Consider the following 18,562-nt stretch of genomic DNA (forward strand, 5'->3'; position numbering starts at 1 on the left):
AAAAGGGCGCGTAGTGTAACGCCATTAAACCCAGATAAAAAGTCTGTGTTTCAGTACAACCATTTCGGTTATTCCTGATGTTTTGACTCGCACTCACCGGTGCTGTAATACCATTGCAATGGTTTCACTTCTATCCTTTGGTTGCTTTGATTCCATGCTATTCCACCCCATGTCTCGCCTTTCTGCCTCAAGCCACGTACACTACGCCGCTTATTTCCATTCAATCAGAAGGCTTGGTTTTGCAGACTCTAGAACAATTAAAAACAGGACAATTAGTAGGAATTAAACAACTGAAGTTGGCGGAAGGGCTAACTGAGTTCCCTATGGAAATTTTAGAGCTTGCAGACTCGCTTGAAGTGTTAGATTTATCCGGCAACGCACTGTCAGATTTGCCACAAGAGCTGGAACAGCTGACCAAACTAAAAATCATTTTTGCTTCCAATAATCAGTTCACCCATTTACCAGAGGTATTGGGCAAGCTGCCAAACCTTGAGATGGTTGGATTTAAAACCAACAAGATTAAAGTGGTGAGTGAAGCCTCACTACCAAGTCAGTTGCGTTGGCTGATCCTGACTGACAACGAGATTGAAACGCTGCCAAACAGTCTGGGTGAAAGGCCGCGCTTAAGAAAGCTTGCACTGGCAGGGAATTGCATCAAACGACTGCCAAGTAGCATGGAAAATTTAGTTAATTTGGAATTGGTTCGTCTCTCTGCGAACCAGCTAGAGCACTTTCCGGATGTGCTGATGAAGCTACCTAAATTGGCATGGTTTGCTTTTGCAGGTAATCCATTCTGCAAACACCCATCTTCGCTAGACAGTGTGCCGAAAGTGACCACAAACAGTTACTCGCTTAACCATGTTCTCGGCCAAGGGGCAAGTGGCGTGATTTCTCATGCTAACTGGATTGACGCTCAATACGACTTCCCGAGTGAAGTTGCGGTAAAAGTGTTCAAGGGCGAGGTCACCAGTGACGGTTACCCTCATGATGAACTTGAAGCGTGTTTGCAAGCTGGACATCACAACAACTTAGTGAAATCCATCGCGCAAGTGGATGACGGTAAAGAGCTTGCGTTGGTGATGGAGCTGATTCCAAACAGTTACTACAACTTAGGTTTACCGCCAACGTTGGAAACCTGCACCCGAGATACGTTCCCACAAGGGTTTACGCTGACAGTCGAGCAAGTGAACTCTATTGTTGAGCAGATGGTGGACGTATTTAATCACCTACACGACAACAAGGTGTGTCATGGTGATTTGTATGCGCACAATACGTTGGTGAACGAGCAAGGCGAGATGATCTTCGGTGACTTTGGCGCGGCGAGCATTTACGGCTATTTATCGGGCGAGCAGCAAGCTGCAATCAGAGCCATTGAATCCAGAGCGTTGAAGTACTTTATCGAAGATGTGTTTTCTGTGTGCGAAGCGTCGGAATCGGCATCGCAAGCATTCGAACGACTAGTTGCGCTTGCGGCATAAGATTTCATTCAATCGAATAAGAAAGAGGTATCGAACTGAACTGCCCGTTTTGATACTGAGCAAATGAGATACCTCTTGATTGAATCTAGTGCTGAGGAAGTTGCTCTGAGCAAGCCTCATGATGCTCTGACGAAAGGTCAATCACTGCCTCACATCCACCCTCAGGATGTGTATCAATAGTGAATTGCCAGCCATAGCGTCGGCATAAGTCGTCCACAATCATGAGTCCCAAACCATGGCCTTCGGCATCTGGCACGGAAGAGAAGCCTTCGCCTTCATCTCTCACCGACAGTGAGGTATCGGTCATGGTGATATGAATCGTTCCCGCTGACGTGGCTGCAATTCCGTTGCGAATTAAGTTACTCAACGTAATGTTAAGCACTGCAGTGGTCGCTTTGGTTTGCGGATGGCCCAATATCTGTACATTAAATTCCAACGACTTTTCATCGGCTTGTGCTTGGCTAAGAGCAACGATGTTGTGAAGCTCTTGCGCTGAGATGGTTCGAACGGGGCTGTCGTCGGTGTTGCGTTCATATCGAACCAAACCCAACAAAGCATCAACCATGGTCGACATCTGCTGAGTAGCATCTTGAATACGGCCAATCTGACGCTCTTGAAACGGCGTGCTTGGGCTTCTGGCTAGCAGGCTGCTCGAGCCTTTCATTACCGTTAGTGGCGTTCTCAGTTCATGGCTGGCATATCGCGCAAAAGCTTGCTCACGTTTGATCACCTGATTGATTTGGCTGCGATATTCATTGAGCTGAGAGGCTAACGTTTGGAACTCTTTAGCCGAACCTTCAGGCACGATGAATTTTTGGGATGTATCGCCTTGGTGTTTGTCTAGCTGTACCTTGAGTGCGCTGACTGGCTCAATCAAACGTTGTGATAGGCGTAGTAAAAGGCTGCCAAAAATTAGGATAAGCGCCGTTACTACCGCCAGTACCATTACGATGACATAAACAAACTCGGTTGAGGTGATTTCGATTTCATCAATGAGTGAAATCAGAATGATAGGGTGCTCTTTGCCATTTTGGTTAAAAGTGCTCATGTAAATCATTCTGGTGTTCGGCTCTTGACCGACTTCACCGAGAAAGTACTGCTTGTCTTGCAAAAAAGGCTGGTAGACAGGTGGGATCAGATTGATGTCGTTGTACGCCGTTGTCAGCAGATCGAGCTTGATCATTCCGTCGCCAGGATGACGCCTAAAGTGCTCAATCGCTTCTTTCTTGTCGATCATAATACGTCGTTCACCGACGCGATCTTCCGACCACAACAACGCGCCACTAACAAGTGCGAAGCACAGCAGACCAATCACAATCGACACCAATAGGAAGAAGAGTTCGAGGCGTCCAGTTAAGCTCTGTGTGTTGTTAAATAAGCGGCGAATCATGCACCCGGCTCCAAGCGGAAGCCGACTTTAGGGATGGTTTTCAATAAATGTTCTTCAAAGGGTTTATCGAGTTGACCGCGCAGTTGATAAATGTGGCTGCGCAAAACATCATTGTTTGGCTCATTTTCTTGCCATAGGCGGAATGCGATTTCTTCACGCGTCACAACTTCGGGGGCATTTTTGACCAGCATTTCTAGAATCGTGTACGTGGTTGGATTCAACGCCAACAGCTTATCTTGACGGTAGGCTTGATGCGTTTTTTGATCGATAGACACTTCGCCATACTGGAGTTTGGTTGATGCAACCGTACCGCGGTAGCGTTTAATCAATGCAGTCATGCGTGCTTCAAGAATATCGAGATCAAACGGTTTGGTGAGGTAATCGTCGGCGCCGTGTTGGAAGCCTTTTAGCATGTCGTCTCGGCTATCAAGTGCAGTCAGCATCAACACCGGAGTGTTATTACCCGCATCGCGCAGCTTGTTGCACAGTGTTAGGCCATCCATGCGCGGCAGCATGAGGTCGAGCAAAATGATGTCAAACGCATTATCCATCGCCAGTTTTAAGCCTAGCTCACCGTTGTCGGCATAATCCAGCTGCATGCCAGCACACTCAAAATAATCGAACAACATTCCCGCTATTTCACGATTATCTTCTACCAAAAGTACACGTTTCATTTATTCTTATCCAATCTCGATAAATTCGAATGTTGATCTTAACGAACATTATTCACTATAGGTGTGAAAAAGTTGTCGACAATGATTTTCTCACCTTTGTGTCGGTTTTCAATGTCTAACCTTAAATACAGTGGTACCTGTTTATTTATATCTATCAATACTGATTGAAATATAAATGGTATAGATTGGTTGGTTCTGTTAACTCCATATAAAACATGAAGATACTAAATTATTTATGTGACACTGAGCACATTATTAATAATTGCCAATCTTCACAAGTGCACTCGATAGGAAAGGTTCTTACTTTTTATAAAACCATTTTTTAGATATGGTTATTATGTTTAAATACAAACGCTTAGATTCTCTTTTTTGAGATAATTCAATCAAATCAATGGTTTCATGCATAAGCGAAACGCTGCATTATTTTATTTTTATTAATAAAACTACATTTTCTGTTCTTGATCTGTTCACAAACGAAAGTCTCCCATTAACTTTACTTGTTTAAAATCCATGATCCTTCCAATGCTTAATGCCAGATAAAAATCAATTTGTGAGGCTATCATGTTTAACAGTATACGCACTCGAATTGCTGTCAGTGCGGGTGGGGCAATGGCCTTCACTCTATTGATTGCAATGGGTATGACAACCAATGCGTTCACGCAAGTGAATGAACAAATCACTACAAAAGTAAAATCTCAACTGAACGAAGCCACCACGACCGACCTGAGTAATACGGCGATTCAGCAAGGGCTGAATATTTCCAACCAGTTAGAGCCAGTGTTGGCGAACTTAAAGCAAGCGCGTTCAATTATCGAATTAAGCGCAGAGACGGCCGCAACGCCAGACATTATTGTTAAACAGTTTATTGCGTCGCTAGAAGCTCAGAACAAAGCTGTGTTTGCTGGTTATATGGTGTGGGAAAAGCCATCGTGGGTTGAGCCAACGATTCAAGACAAAAGCCTTGGCTTTAATAGCGAAGGCTACTTAGCGCCATTCTTTTCGCCAAATTCGCACAACAGTTTTGATGTCGTGGCGATGGATAGCTTTAGCAATACTGAATTAAACAACAACGGTGAGCGTAAAGACGATTGGCACTTGATGCCTTACGAAACGGGCAAAACGTTCGTGATGGAACCGTACATGTATCCGGTTCGCGGCAAACAAGAACTGATCACGACCATTAGCCAACCAATCAAGTTACGTGGCGAGATCATTGGTTCTCTCGGTTTTGATTTGTCATTGAACGAGTTACAAAGCCAAAGTGAAGATTACGCGAGCGACTTATTTGATGGACAAGGCCGTATTCTGATTTCTTCGTGGAAAGGCATCACGCTGGCGAACAGCAGCCAAGCGGATCAAGTGGGTAAGAAAGTCTCTCATGAGTTGGCGTCTCAATGGGCGCGTATTCAATCCATTGCGAAACAAAAAGGCGCAGGCCTTGTGACGTTTGGCGGGGATGAGTATGCGATTACTGCAATTGAAACCAGCGATGCGCCTTGGATCGTTATGGTGTCGGTTCCCAGTAGCTTCCTTAAAAAGAACGTGGATGACTACGAGCGATGGAGTGAAGAACAAAGTGCAGAAGCTCTTGAAAAGGGAGTGTGGGCAGGGATTATTGCGGCTCTGATTGGTATTGTTGCGATGACGATGATCGCGACCTCGTTGGGTAAAGTGTTAACTAACTTAGTGGAGCGTTTTAAAGACGCAGCACAAGGCGAGGGCGACCTAACTTACCGCATTGAGGTGAAAGGCAAGGACGAAACCGCGCAGTTGGCGCACTGGTTTAATACCTTCCTCGCTCGCATTCAGGAAATGCTTTTAACCGTAATGGCGACGGCAGACCAAGTTGATAAAAACGCAAGTGAAGGCCAAGCTCGTGCGGCGGCTTCGAGAGATCAACTGAACGTTCAAGTAAACGAAGTCAACTCGCTAGCAACGGCGATTAATGAGATGAGCGCAACCGCACAAGAAGTGGCAAATTCTGCGGTACAAGCAGCAGCGGCGGCAAGCCAAGTTCAAAGTAATAGTGCGAATGGCATGTCGCGTATGGACAATGCTGCAAGCGCGGTGGATAACCTCGCTTCGCAAGTGAATGATGCACAGCACCAGACGCAGAATTTGGTGGCTTCAAGCACGGCTATTCAGGGTATTCTGAGTGAGATTGGTGGCATTGCCGATCAAACCAACTTGTTGGCTCTAAACGCTGCGATTGAAGCTGCGCGTGCTGGTGAAGCGGGTCGTGGTTTTGCTGTGGTAGCCGATGAAGTCCGCAACCTTGCAACGCGCACACAAGGCTCGACAGAAGAAATTCGTGCAATGTTGGCTCGTTTGGAGCAAGAAACGCAATCAATCGTCGTGTTGATGGAGCAAAGCCAGAAGCAAGCGGTGGATACCAAAGAAGAAACACAAGCAGCGCAGTTGGCGTTGGCCGAAATCAACCAAGCTATTGAAGTGATTAATGATATGAATAATCAGATCGCTTCAGCGGCAGAAGAGCAAAGTTCGGTGTCAGAAGAGATCAACCGTAATGTGGTTGTGATTAATGATACGGCGATGGAAGTGATGGATACCATGTCATCTTCTGTAGCGATCAGTAACGAACTGACAATAAAAGCCAGTGATCTTCACGGTGAGTTGAGTAAGTTCAAGTTGTCTTAATCAAGCTAGTGAGAAGGTTCAAGCCGACTCACTCGGTTCATTTCCGGCAAAACAATTGGCGAGAAATATCGAACAAAACAAAAGGGCTCCAGAGTTACCTCTGGAGCCCTTTTTAGTATTCAAGTTCTAATGAACTAACGACGTTTTGGCTTACGTTGACCGGCTGGTTTGCCTTGGCCTTGTGGACGACCTTGGCCTTGCGGCTTGCTACCTGCTGGGCGGTTTGCACCGTTGCCGCTAGGGCGCTGGCCGTTGCTAGCAGGGCGTTGACCACCTTGTACTTTACCAGAACCGTTACGGTTGCCAGATGGTTTACCATCTTTTGAACCGCCTTCAGCGCGTTTGTTCAAGTGGCCACCGAAACCCGGTTGGTTTTTGGTGTGCTTGGTTGCAAAGCGGTTTGCACCGTGACGGCCAGACTTACGACGTTGCGCTGGAGTTTGAGCATCAATATCTTCTGCAGGAACTAAACACGTTGGTTTGTCACCAATCAAATGCTTCTTGCCCATGTTGATCAGTGCTTCACGAATCAATGGCCAGTTAGCAGGATCGTGGTAACGCAGTAGTGCTTTATGCAAACGACGTTGACGTTCACCTTTCGCTACTGGAATGTCTTCGCGCTGTTTGTACTTCACGCGTTTCAGAGGGTTAGTCTCTGAGTAGTACATTGACGTTGCGTTACACATCGGTGATGGGTAGAAGTTTTGTACTTGGTCACACTCGAAGTTGTTTTTCTTCAGCCACAGAGCAAGGTTCAGCATGTCTTCGTCTTTTGTACCTGGGTGCGCAGAGATAAAGTAAGGGATTAAGTACTGCTTTTTGCCTGCTTCAGCACTGTACTTCTCGAACATTTCTTTAAAGCGATCGTACGTGCCCATGCCCGGTTTCATCATCAGATCAAGAGGGCCTTTCTCTGTATGTTCCGGTGCAATCTTCAAGTAACCACCTACGTGGTGAGTTACGAGCTCTTTCACGTATTCTGGTGATTCAATCGCAAGGTCGTAACGTACGCCAGATGCGACCATCACTTTCTTCACGCCTTCAACTTTACGCGCTTCGCGGTATAGATCGATGGTGTGTTTGTGGTCTGTATTTAGCTTGTTACAGATGCCCGGGAATACACAAGACGGACGACGACAGTTCGCTTCCGCTTTTGGATCTTTACAACCTAGGCGGTACATGTTTGCAGTCGGGCCACCAAGATCGGAAATTGTGCCGGTAAAGCCCGGAACTTTGTCGCGAATTTCTTCAATCTCATTGATGATCGATTCTTTCGAGCGGTTTTGAATAATTCGACCTTCATGCTCGGTAATTGAACAGAAAGAACAGCCACCAAAACAACCACGCATGATGTTCACAGACGTTTTGATCATGTCATACGCCGGAATTTTTGCTTTGCCGTACATAGGATGAGGAACACGCGCGTAAGGCAGACCAAACACAAAGTCCATCTCTTCGGTCGTCAATGGGATTGGGGCTTGGTTTACCCAAAGTTCACGATCACCATGGCTTTGAAGTAACGCTCGACCTGAGTACGGGTTCGTTTCTAAATGCAATACACGACTTGCATGAGCATAAAGAATGCGATCGTTTCTTAGCTTTTCAAACGAAGGCAGGCGAACCGCAGTTGTCGCAGCATCGTGGCGTGATGGGCGAATCGTGATTGGTTGTGCAACTGGCTCATCTTTTTTAGTTTCACACTGAGTTTCTACTTCGTATGGGTTCTTTGGTACGAACGCTTCTTTACGAGGTTTTTCAATGCGAGAAGAATCGATAACCGTGTAGCCTTCTGGCGCGGCTGGCAAGTTCACGGCAGTACCACGAATATTGGTCATGGTGCTGATGTCTTCGCCATTTGCAATGCGATGCGCTACTTCTACAAGTGCGCGTTCTGCGTTACCGAAAAGTAGGATGTCTGCTTTTGCATCAAATAGTACCGAACGGCGAACTTTATCTGACCAGTAATCGTAGTGTGCAACACGGCGTAGGCTGGCTTCGATACCACCTAAAACAATAGGTACTTCTTTGTACGCTTCACGACAACGCTGAGAGTAAACCAAAGTCGCGCGGTCTGGGCGTTTGCCACCTTCGTTATTTGGTGTGTACGCGTCATCGTGACGAAGTTTTTTATCCGCAGTGTAACGGTTGATCATGGAGTCCATGTTACCCGCAGTGATCCCGAAGAACAGATTTGGCTTACCAAGCTGCATGAACGCATCTTTGTTTTGCCATTCTGGTTGAGCAATGATACCGACACGGAACCCCTGCGCTTCTAGCAGGCGGCCAATGATAGCCATACCAAAGCTTGGGTGATCTACGTAAGCGTCACCGGTTACGATGATAATGTCACAGCTATCCCATCCTAGGGCATCCATTTCTTTGCGACTGGTCGGCAAGAAAGGTGCCGTACCAAAACACTCTGCCCAGTATTTTTTGTACTCATGAATAGGAGTGATGTTATTGGTCATATTTTGCTCTCTGTTCCAGGGAGCGCGAATTATAGCGATTTGATGATCAGGTATCTATAACAAACTCATCTATTCAAGCTCAGTTCAGCGAGTTTTATTTGGTTTGCAGAAATATCATTGTTATATCGACGATTTTTTATCTGATATCCCCTTTGAAGCCTTATGGTTATTAGCCTGCTTAGATTTGTTTGTCGCAATTTTAATACATTTGATAAGCAATGGAATGCTTATTTGAAACTCGCCTATAATCAAATTAGTGCATAGTTAAAAGTGCATGTGCCGAGCATGCTCGAAGCAACATTCAAAACCGCAAGGCTTAACCTGTTAACTTTCGAGTCATAACAGAGAACCTAAAGGTTCCTCAAACATCGACTGTGACATTGGGTTTTGAATGGAGAGCAAAAAGGCCGACCAAAATAAGGGGGCTAGGAAATGAGCGAATCACTAACGATTGCACAAGGACAAGTGCAACACGCAGCCAATCATACTCAGGTCGTGGAATGGTCTTATGACATCTATACTCGTGAGTTTGAATGCGACCAACCAAGCATGGCCAATGCTTTTGGCTTTAAACGTCCGATTAACAGTTTAGATGAGCTGCTTCAATATATGTTGATGGGGCAGCAAGAGGCTTGTCGTCAACGCATTGCGGACGTCGAATTTATGGGTGGGCAAGGGCATTTTTCTTGCTGCTTAATGCCTAATGACGCCAAGCTCATTCATGTCACCATGAGTTTTGAAAAGCTCAACGAGCGGATTGTTCAAGGCACAATCATTCCTCAGCTGACCATCACTGGGTGTGAAGAGCTGGCGAAGATTCTTGAAACCATCTTCGATTTGCCAAACGTCGGCGTACTCGTTGCCGATGAAGACACGCGTATTCTTGGTTGCAATCGCGCCTTTGAGCTTCAGATGGGCTATCAAAATCGCGATCTCGTTGGGTTAAAAACCTACATCTTCAGCACTTCTCACCATAGCCAAGCGTTTTACGATCAGCTTTGGAAACACATTGATGAAGAAGGGTATTGGAGCGGCAATCTTCTTAGCCGTACAGCCAATGGCAGCAACCAAGCGCATCATTTGTGTATCTATCGCCTCACATTCAATTCAGGGCGTGTGCTTTTTCTCGGTTTTTCAACGGATATCTCGGCTTCCCTTTTGTGGATGAAAAATCGTTGTGAGCAAGTGCAAGACTGGTCGGCATTTTTGCCAACCAGAGATGAATTCGAACTTCAATTGGATAACCTCGCAAACGAAAGTGGTCACAAAGATCTCAATATCGTGATGACGCTAAGACCGAACTTTGCCCAGAAATGCATGTTGGAACAACAGCTAGGTTTTGCGGACTTTATCATGCGTAGTCGCTACACCAGCATTGCGGGACAGTTATCGCGAGACGTCTTTGTGGTCTGTTTACAAACGCCACATTGTCAGTGGTTGAGCCCCTTGCGCTTGATTCAAATAGCCATGAAAGGCTTCTTTTCTGAGCTGAGAAGTGAAATGGGGAACAAAATGCACGCTACGATTGTGGAAGGGCAAACCGGGGTTTCTGTTCTTGGGTATGACACCAACAATCCCAAACAGGCACTTGCTCATGCGGCGCAAGCGATGGTGTCTTCGAAAGCTGGAGAAAACGGCTACTTCAACTTTTACAACAGTGAACTTCACGCCGAGTTGGTGAAACGTCAGCATTTGGAAACGTTCCTGAAAACCCAAATTGAAAGTGAGCTGGTGGATGTGTATTTTCAGCCAATTATCGAAACGCGAACCGGCAATGTGGTGAAGTTTGAGGCATTAGCGCGCTTTTATCACGAAAACAGCGAGTACAGCACGCAAGAGATGATTTCCATCATTGAAGACCTGGAGTTGATCGCTGCGCTGGATGACGTTGTTTGTCAAACCGCACTGAAGCAGTGGCCACATTTGCAAAAAATCTATGGCGAAAATATCGGACTTTCTATTAATCGCTCGTTGAATACCAAGCTGGATTCATTGCAAGTTCTCCAGCGATCGCTCGATTTGATTAAAGCCAGCGATGTAAACCCAAAACTGGTGACTATTGAATTAACAGAAACCGCGTATTTCGAGCAGGATGAAGAACACGCGTTTGCGTTAGAACAGATTCGCCAAGAGGGCATTCAAATTGCGATTGACGACTTTGGTACGGGCTACTCTTCGTTTTCTTATTTGGAAGAAGGGCAATTTGATGTACTAAAAATCGACCGCAAGTTCGTCAAGAATATTCATGAGGGCAGTACAAGTTATAACATCGTCAAAACCATTACCGATTTGGCACACAAGCTGAACGTCGAGGTGGTTGCCGAAGGTGTCGAGTCACAACGCGAGCTCGAAGTTTTGGCTGGTATTGGTGTTGATTACATGCAGGGTTTCCTCTTTTCTCAGGCGTTGCCAGTCGTGCTACTCGATACCGCTCAAGCACATGACACACTTTTTAATGGTGTCATGGTTAAACCGACTCAAGATGCGATGCTGCAGTCGTTATGTCATCACGATGTGCGCCGACTCGACCCAGGTGAACCGCTGTCTTTGGCGGTGGAATACATGAATCTGAGCCCAAGCGCACCTTTAGTGGTTATCAATGAAAACCGCTGCGTTGGGTTGATCACCAAAGAACAAGTCAACTTGCACATGACGCCAGCGATGGGGACAGATTTAGAAACCGAGCGCGAACATCGACTTTGGAAACGGCCAGTCAATCAGGTGATGAGCACCGCATTTGAGCAAGTTGACGCCTGTTTGCCAGTAGCGGCCATTCGAGACTTGATCAAAGCTGGTATAGGCTTCCCTTGGATCTTGTGCGACGCCAAAGAAGAATATCGTGGGCTACTCACTCAAGATGATGCCTTGCAGTATCTGGCTTCTTGCTAATGACTAGGTCAAGTATTGCTGCACAGGCTTAATATTGAATGCATGAGCATTAAGCCTGTTTGATGCTATTTGGATCGCAAGTTAGGCGGAGAGTTTAGGTGGTTTGGCGATAGGTGATTTGCTATTATCGCCACCCCAAAACGACTTTTGAGCTTGCATTCAACATGATTCAACAATTGCTGGTTACTTTCCCTCCAATGTTATTTGGCGCACAAGCGCTGCTGACTTTGCTTTTGATCAAGGGCGATATTTGTCCGGGTCAGCGAGGTCGTCTCCACAAAATGTTGCCTGCGATAGGGGTACTTTGGCTTGCGGTGGCATCACTTCGTATTGAAGCGTTTATGGTGGTGTTCGCGATTTTCTATTTCTACTCTCAAGTTCAGACTAAGAAAACGCGTGAAAAGGGCCCATTGTGGGCGCTGCATTTGGCGAATGGTTTGGCCTTTGCATACGTGAGCATTCAAGTGTTTGAACAGCCGAATTGGCCTGCTTCAGCAGCGATGGCTGTGATGATCTTCTTCTTAGGTGCGTCGTTCTCTCAATTGCTGCTTACGATTGCTCGTAGCCGACTACAGGCGTTCCACCGTATTTTACCTGTAACGGGTATTGTTTCTGGCATGCTATTGGTGCTTGCGATTTTATTTTCATCGTACCAATTGGATGAAGCTACGCTTGCGAGCGCAACGCAGCCGATTTTGATCTCTTTAGCGCTGCTTATCTCTACCATTGTGGTTTGGTGTTGGCATATCTTCACACACAAGGCGCCAGAAAAAGTGCAACTGAGCATTGCTTTGCTGCTTGCTCTTGCTTCCATGACAAGCCTACAAGGTTTGTTTGCTCTGGCTGTTTAACAGTCTGATAGTGAGTTCACGATCTCGAGTGAGCTCACTTTAAATTCTCCAGATCCTGTCTACGCTGTATGTATATACCTTGATACGTTGTCGAAGAGGAGTGTCGCGATGGATTTAAGCAATGTAGGCAATCTGGATAGCATCATTTTGTTGGGGATCGTCAACGAAAAACTACGCTTAGAGTGCGACAGTTTTGACGAGTTGGCTTCGGTCTACGAAATGGATGTTGAGTCGGTGGTGGGCAAGCTTGATATGCTTGGTTATCAGTACGACCCACTCACCAATCAATTCAAAGCGTACGAACGCTAGTCTCAATCGATTCCTTGTTGTTAAGCCATCTTGATGCCGTCAAGATGGCTTTTGCATTGTTGTCTCGCCGTCGCGAAGAAGGCTTGCAGATAACGCTTATCTTTTTCAGAGTTACGCGTTGCTGCGAACAGACGACGCCACAAACCTTTGCCAAATGGTTTACTGGTGATTAACCCCTGACGAGAAAACTCGGATATCGCCCAGTTTGGCAGCGCCGCAACGCCCAACCCTGCGGAAACCATTTGCACCAGCATTAAGGTATTGTCCGCTTGCTTCCATCTGGCAGGCTCGACGCCGGCTGGCTGCAAGAAGTGCTTAACAACGTCCAATCTTTGTTTCTGAACCGGATAAGAGAGCATAGTTTGATCTGCAAGATCTTGCGGTTCGATAATTTCTTTGTCAGCTAATGGATGATTGGTCGCAGTAATTAGGCGCATTTCGAAGTCAAACAACGGTTCATAATGTACCTCAGAACGAGGTTGAATATCCGACGTGATAACGAGATCTAACTCGCCAGCCAACAATGCGGGTAGGGGCTCAAACCCAAAGCCGGACGAAAAATCCAACGTGACGCTTGGCCACGCCAATTGATATTCCCTTAGAGCAGGCATGAGCCATTGGAAGCATGAGTGACATTCGATCGCCATGTGTAATCGACCGTTGACGTCCTCTTTCAAACTCGCCAGTTCGTTTTCTGCTCTTGCCAGCTTCGGCAAAATATCTTCCGCGAGGCGCAAGAGAATTTCACCCTCAGAGGTAAATTTCACTGGGCGAGTTTTGCGTAAAAATAACTGACCGCCAATACGAGATTCGAGATCTTTGATTTGGTGAGAAAGAGCGGATTGCGTTAAGTGCAAGGCAGTAGCCGTAGCAGTTAACGAGCCGGTGTCTCGAAGCGAAGTTAATGTTCGCAAATGTTTTAGCTCTATCATGAATCCCTTTCATCCTTTGTGGTTCGCCGTGAACGAATTCCTATCCCAGTCAATAACGGCTCAATATGGTTTCTTAATGCTCTGTCTTGTTGAAATACTCAATAGCTACTTTGAATTTTTGATTTAAGAATAAACACTTATCAAACAAATCCACTTCACTCGCAAGCAATTTTTTATTGCTGTTAAAACGTATTGATTGACTGCGACAGACATAACTAACTTAACGACAAAAAATGGATATGTAAACGTCTAGACGTCTATTGTTGTGATTTATTTGCGAATGAAATTGACCCATGATGAATTTTTTTAATAAACAAGTTGAATAAATGGACGTTGTCCAAACGACAGAGGAGAGAGATAGTTTAGCCATCCAGACATCTTGTGAACTTAGAGAAAGATGCTCTGACCTAAACAAATTGAACAAGATTGAAAAAGGAATAGGGACATGGCTACAACAACGCACATACTCGGTTACCCACGCATCGGTGAAAAACGAGAATTAAAATTCGCTCAAGAAAAATACTGGCGCGGTGACATCGATCAAACAGAGCTTAAAAAAGTTGGTGCAGATCTGCGCGCTAAAAACTGGCAAACACAAACAGAGGCTGGTTTAAGTTTTACTACCGCTGGCGACTTCGCTTGGTACGATCATGTATTGACGACGACATTGCTATTGGGTCACGTGCCAAAACGTCACGCAGGTGGTTTTCCTAATCTCGATACGCTATTCAAAGTGGGTCGTGGTCAATCTCAAGCGGGTTGTGGTTGTGCGGGTGCAGCAGCATCGGATATGACTAAATGGTTCAACACAAACTACCACTACATCGTACCTGAATTCAGCAAGGACGATACGTTTGAAGTGAGCTGGCCGCAACTGTTTGAGGAAATCAACGAAGCAGTACAAGCCGGGCATAAAGTGAAGCCGGTATTGCTCGGCCCAGTTAGTTATCTTTACTTAGGTAAAGAGGTAGAAGAAGGGTTTGATCGACTGACGCTACTGCCACGATTGCTTACGGCTTACCAAGCTATTTTGGCTAAGCTGGCGAGCCAAGGTGTTGAGTGGGTTCAGATTGATGAGCCGATTTTGTCACTTGAGCTAGAAAAACAGTGGGCTGACGCGTTCAAGCTGGCATACCAAGTGATTCGTAGCGATGTGAAAGTGCTGCTAACGACGTACTTCGATTCTGTCACCGATACCCTAGACAAAATTGTTGATCTGTCAGTGGACGGTTTGCACGTTGATTTGTCTGCCGCGCCTCAGCAGCTTGACGACGTGGTTGCCAAACTACCAGAAGGTTGGGTGCTTTCTGCCGGAGTTGTGAATGGTCGTAACGTGTGGCGCTCGGATTTGAGTGCGCAACTTGAACGTCTACAGCCAGTCAAAGAGAAATTGGGCGACAAGCTTTGGGTGGCGAGTTCATGCTCTCTATTACATAGCCCAGTTGATCTGGAACTGGAAACAGAGCTGAGTGAAGAAGTGAAAAGCTGGTTTGCATTCGCAAAACAAAAAGTGACAGAAGTCGCTTTGCTTGGCCGAGCACTCGACGGTGATCAAAATGCGATTCTCGCTTGTGATACCTATAGCCAGCCAATCAAAGCACGTAAAACGGCAACACATGTGAATAAGCCCCAAGTGCAAGCTCGTTTAAACAATATTACAGCTTCACTTGCCGAGCGCAGCGCACCTTACGCGGAGCGTGCTGCGCATCAAGCTGAAGTGTTGGGTTTACCTTTGCTGCCAACCACGACAATCGGCTCTTTCCCTCAAACGGGTGAAATCCGTGTTCAGCGCAGTGCTTATCGTACTGGTCAGTTATCTGAGTCCGACTATATCCAGGCACTTAAAGGACACATTGCGGATGCCGTAAAACGCCAAGAAGCGCTCGACCTAGATGTACTTGTGCATGGTGAAGCAGAACGTAACGACATGGTGGAATACTTCGCGGAGAATTTGGCGGGCTTCCAAACGACGAAGTTTGGTTGGGTACAGAGTTATGGTTCGCGCTGTGTGAAACCAGCCATTGTGGTTGCCGACATTGAGCGTGAAAAGCCGATTACGGTTGAATGGTCGACGTACGCACAATCGCTAACCAGCAAGCAGATGAAAGGCATGTTAACTGGCCCTGTGACGATTCTATGTTGGACGTTCCCGCGTGAAGACATCACACGTCAAGAAATCGCGCAACAACTGGCTTTAGCACTGCGTGATGAGGTTTCTGATTTGCAAGATGCAGGCATCAATATCATTCAAATCGATGAGCCTGCGATTCGTGAAGGTTTGCCGTTGAAAAAGCGCGACCACAAAGCGTATTTAGAATGGGCGGTGAACGCATTTAAGATCTCAGCAGCGAGTGCAAAACCAGAAACTCAGATTCACACTCACATGTGTTACAGCGAGTTCAATGAAATCATCGATTCTGTTGCAGCGCTCGATGCGGATGTGATTACCATTGAAACGTCACGCTCGAATATGGAACTGCTTAAAGCGTTTGAAGAGTTCAATTACCCGAACGAAATCGGCCCAGGTGTTTATGACATTCACTCACCAAACATTCCGACGGAAGAGTGGATTGAAGGCTTAATCAAGAAAGCGGCAGAAAAGATTCCGGTACAACGTTTGTGGGTAAACCCAGACTGTGGTTTGAAAACACGTAACTGGGCAGAGACGGAAGCTGCACTTGCCAACCTTGTGTCTGCTGCGAAGAAGCTTCGCGCAGAGCTTGCATAAGGTAGCTCGTCACCAATTTAAAGTGGCCAATAAAAAAGCGGAGACCATCGTCTCCGCTTTTGTATCTTTTATTTAATGTCCGCCTAGCTCACTAACGACGGCTCTCGTTGTCGTCGGGCTTGAGCGACAAGCAAATTACTGTGACTATTTGATTTTGCTACAGGTTTGCTCTGAAACCAGTTCATCAGCAATTAACTGACCGCGTGAGTTACGCACTTTCAATCGGTACATCAAACCCATATCAATTTGCTCTCTTACCGACGGCGTATTGCAGTATGTATAAATACTGGTATTCAGTACTTGGTTTAATGGTTTCGCACCTAAAGCATCGTCGTTGTAAATCATCATCATTTCTACCACGTTCTTGTTAGAAGAAACACGCATGATTTGCAGCGGACCGTATTCCAACGGCAGTCCGGCAGACAAGACACCAGCACGGTTAGACGCCATTAATTCAAGTTGGCGTTGGTTGTCATTGTTTGATGAACAACCCGCCAATGCACCAAAGGCGAGGAAGAGACACAGTAATTTTTTCATAACTTAAAACACTTTTTTGAACGGTTTTACGATCACGTTTTCGTAAACGCCCGCCGCCACATAAGGATCGGCGTCAGCCCATGTTTTGGCATCTTCCAAAGAGGAAAATTCAGCAATGACTGTCGAACCAGTAAAGCCGGCTTCTCCTGGGTTATCAGAGTCGATCGCTGGCATTGGACCTGCGGTAAGTAAACGACCTTCATCTTGAAGCTGTTGCAAGCGTTCTAAATGTTGAGGACGAACGCCCATACGTTTTTCCAATGAGTTCTCGACGTCCTGAGAAAAGATGACGTACCACATAGCATAGTTCCTTAATTGGTGGGGTAAAGTGTTAATTTAACGTCTTTTTTGAACCTCTCACAAGTGAACAATAGAAAATGTGAGATTCTTCCTAGCAATTCGATTTTATGACAACTTAGCTTTGCACTGGACGTGGTTTGCCTTCACTGTCGATGGCTACATAGTTAAAGGTTGCTTCGCAAACCATGAAACGATCTTCGATGCCGTCTACTTTCACTGGTTTCACCCAAACTTCTAGGTCAACGCTCATAGATGTACGGCCGATTTTCTTACACACGCCGTAACAACAAACCACGTCACCTACGCTGACTGGTTTTTTAAATGTAATGCTTGAAACAGAAACGGTAACGACGCGACCAGAACAGATCTCTTTCGCCAGAATCGCACCCGCCAAGTCAAGTTGAGACATTATCCAACCACCAAAGATATCGCCGTTTGCATTTGTATCAGCGGGCATTGCAAGGGTACGAAGCAGAAGCTGGCCTTTCGGAGAGTTAAATTCTTGGCTCATAGTGACATCCTAAATCTTCAAGGGCGCTCAAAAAAAGCGCAAATATGGTGTGCCAATAAGAATACTAATGCAGTAATTATTGGTCCGTTGAACAAAACAGCGACCCGAAGGTCGCTGTGAATAATACATTTGCGCGGATTATAGCAAAATTGAGTTTTTAATCATCAACCGAGACATCGGAGGAGTTATTTTTCTCTTCCTTTGGCATGTGCTTGTAAATGTAGACACCAGTAGCAATCATGTAGGCGAAGGTGGTAATCAGCATTCCAAACACTTTGAAGTTAACCCAAACATCCAGAGGTAGCTCGTAAGCGATGTAAATGTTTAGGCCTGCAAAAAATGAGAAGAAGCCTACCCATGCCCAGTTTATCTTCGCCCAAATCGCGTCAGGTAGCGTGATCTCTTTACCCAACATGCCTTTGACGACCGATTTTCCCATTAAGTGGCTGGCGGTTAAGCCAACTGCAAGCACCACGTAAATGATAGTGACTTTCCATTTTATGAAGTTGTCGTCATGGAAGAAAATGGTCATGCTGCCGAATATCGTGACGATGACAAACGTGATCAGTTGCATCTTCTCTACTTTCTTATACAGCGCGTAGGTCACGATAAGTTGAACTGCCGTTGCAACGATGAGTGCTCCAGTCGCTACATAGATGTCGTACATCTTGTATAGAGCGAAGAAGATAATGAGAGGAATAAAATCAAGGATTTGCTTCATGTTGCCAAAAACTACCGAGTTGTTGAGTTGCTGACAGTCTAGCGGAATCTGGCGTAATGTGAATAGCTCAGGGGATTTGGATAAAAAATTGCCGCTCAATGAGCGGCAATGTATTG

The 18,562-nt window shown here is 45.9% G+C and carries 14 protein-coding genes; 6 read left to right on the plus strand and 8 right to left on the minus strand.

Features of this window, described 5'->3' with window-relative positions; translation table 11 throughout:
• Positions 1-239 precede the first annotated feature (239 nt).
• A complete protein-coding gene (locus NL646_RS12575) occupies positions 240-1,478 on the plus strand; it encodes a leucine-rich repeat-containing protein kinase family protein (RefSeq protein WP_253664320.1) in 1,239 nt (412 codons plus the stop codon).
• Positions 1,479-1,563: 85 nt separating this feature from the next.
• On the opposite strand, the gene NL646_RS12580 is transcribed toward NL646_RS12575, so the two are convergent.
• Together NL646_RS12580 and NL646_RS12585 are read right to left on the minus strand one after the other, a co-directional pair.
• A complete protein-coding gene (locus NL646_RS12580; RefSeq protein WP_253664295.1) occupies positions 1,564-2,868 on the minus strand; it encodes a HAMP domain-containing sensor histidine kinase in 1,305 nt (434 codons plus the stop codon).
• The gene (locus tag NL646_RS12585; RefSeq protein ID WP_005457963.1) at positions 2,865-3,542 is read right to left on the minus strand and encodes a response regulator transcription factor; all 678 of its coding nucleotides are present in this window, start codon (positions 3,540-3,542) and stop codon (positions 2,865-2,867) included. Before NL646_RS12585 ends, NL646_RS12580 begins: the two co-directional genes overlap by 4 nt.
• A 561-nt stretch (positions 3,543-4,103) precedes the next feature.
• Between NL646_RS12585 and NL646_RS12590 the strand changes: the two genes are divergently transcribed.
• Entirely contained in the window at positions 4,104-6,200 is a 2,097-nt protein-coding gene (locus NL646_RS12590) for a methyl-accepting chemotaxis protein (protein WP_253664296.1), read from the plus strand.
• 134 nt (positions 6,201-6,334) lie between these two features.
• On the opposite strand, the gene NL646_RS12595 is transcribed toward NL646_RS12590, so the two are convergent.
• Positions 6,335-8,668, minus strand: a complete 2,334-nt coding sequence (locus tag NL646_RS12595) for a YgiQ family radical SAM protein (protein WP_253664297.1) — start codon at positions 8,666-8,668, stop codon at positions 6,335-6,337.
• Between the two features lie 432 nt (positions 8,669-9,100).
• Between NL646_RS12595 and NL646_RS12600 the strand changes: the two genes are divergently transcribed.
• From NL646_RS12600 to NL646_RS12610, 3 genes are all read left to right on the plus strand, one after another.
• A complete protein-coding gene (locus NL646_RS12600) occupies positions 9,101-11,557 on the plus strand; it encodes an EAL domain-containing protein (protein WP_021453774.1) in 2,457 nt (818 codons plus the stop codon).
• 164 nt (positions 11,558-11,721) lie between these two features.
• The gene (locus NL646_RS12605; protein ID WP_021453098.1) at positions 11,722-12,408 is read left to right on the plus strand and encodes a hypothetical protein; all 687 of its coding nucleotides are present in this window, start codon (positions 11,722-11,724) and stop codon (positions 12,406-12,408) included.
• A 108-nt stretch (positions 12,409-12,516) separates the two neighbouring features.
• Complete coding sequence (locus NL646_RS12610) at positions 12,517-12,717, plus strand: DUF4250 domain-containing protein (RefSeq protein WP_005457961.1); 201 nt, start codon at positions 12,517-12,519, stop codon at positions 12,715-12,717.
• Between the two features lie 20 nt (positions 12,718-12,737).
• On the opposite strand, the gene metR is transcribed toward NL646_RS12610, so the two are convergent.
• The gene (gene metR / locus NL646_RS12615; protein ID WP_005481610.1) at positions 12,738-13,649 is read right to left on the minus strand and encodes an HTH-type transcriptional regulator MetR; all 912 of its coding nucleotides are present in this window, start codon (positions 13,647-13,649) and stop codon (positions 12,738-12,740) included.
• A gap of 445 nt (positions 13,650-14,094) precedes the next feature.
• Here metR and metE point away from each other — a divergent pair, with 445 nt between their 5' ends.
• Positions 14,095-16,377 carry a 5-methyltetrahydropteroyltriglutamate--homocysteine S-methyltransferase gene (metE, locus tag NL646_RS12620; protein ID WP_140116059.1) on the plus strand — a complete coding sequence of 761 codons (2,283 nt, stop codon included), beginning with the start codon at positions 14,095-14,097 and terminating at the stop codon, positions 16,375-16,377.
• A 144-nt stretch (positions 16,378-16,521) separates the two neighbouring features.
• Here metE and NL646_RS12625 read toward each other — a convergent pair whose 3' ends face one another.
• From NL646_RS12625 to NL646_RS12640, 4 genes are all read right to left on the minus strand, one after another.
• Positions 16,522-16,914 carry a GspS/AspS pilotin family protein gene (locus NL646_RS12625; protein ID WP_015296982.1) on the minus strand — a complete coding sequence of 131 codons (393 nt, stop codon included), beginning with the start codon at positions 16,912-16,914 and terminating at the stop codon, positions 16,522-16,524.
• A gap of 3 nt (positions 16,915-16,917) precedes the next feature.
• Positions 16,918-17,214, minus strand: a complete 297-nt coding sequence (locus NL646_RS12630) for a YciI family protein (protein ID WP_005481648.1) — start codon at positions 17,212-17,214, stop codon at positions 16,918-16,920.
• A 115-nt stretch (positions 17,215-17,329) separates the two neighbouring features.
• Entirely contained in the window at positions 17,330-17,725 is a 396-nt protein-coding gene (yciA, locus tag NL646_RS12635) for an acyl-CoA thioester hydrolase YciA (RefSeq protein WP_005459205.1), read from the minus strand.
• 157 nt (positions 17,726-17,882) lie between these two features.
• On the minus strand, positions 17,883-18,446 hold the full coding sequence (locus tag NL646_RS12640; protein WP_253664298.1) for a septation protein A: 564 nt from the start codon (positions 18,444-18,446) through the stop codon (positions 17,883-17,885).
• Positions 18,447-18,562: the final 116 nt, after the last annotated feature.

This window comes from Vibrio sp. Y20_XG_PY13, from assembly GCF_024181925.1.
Lineage (GTDB): Bacteria > Pseudomonadota > Gammaproteobacteria > Enterobacterales > Vibrionaceae > Vibrio > Vibrio parahaemolyticus.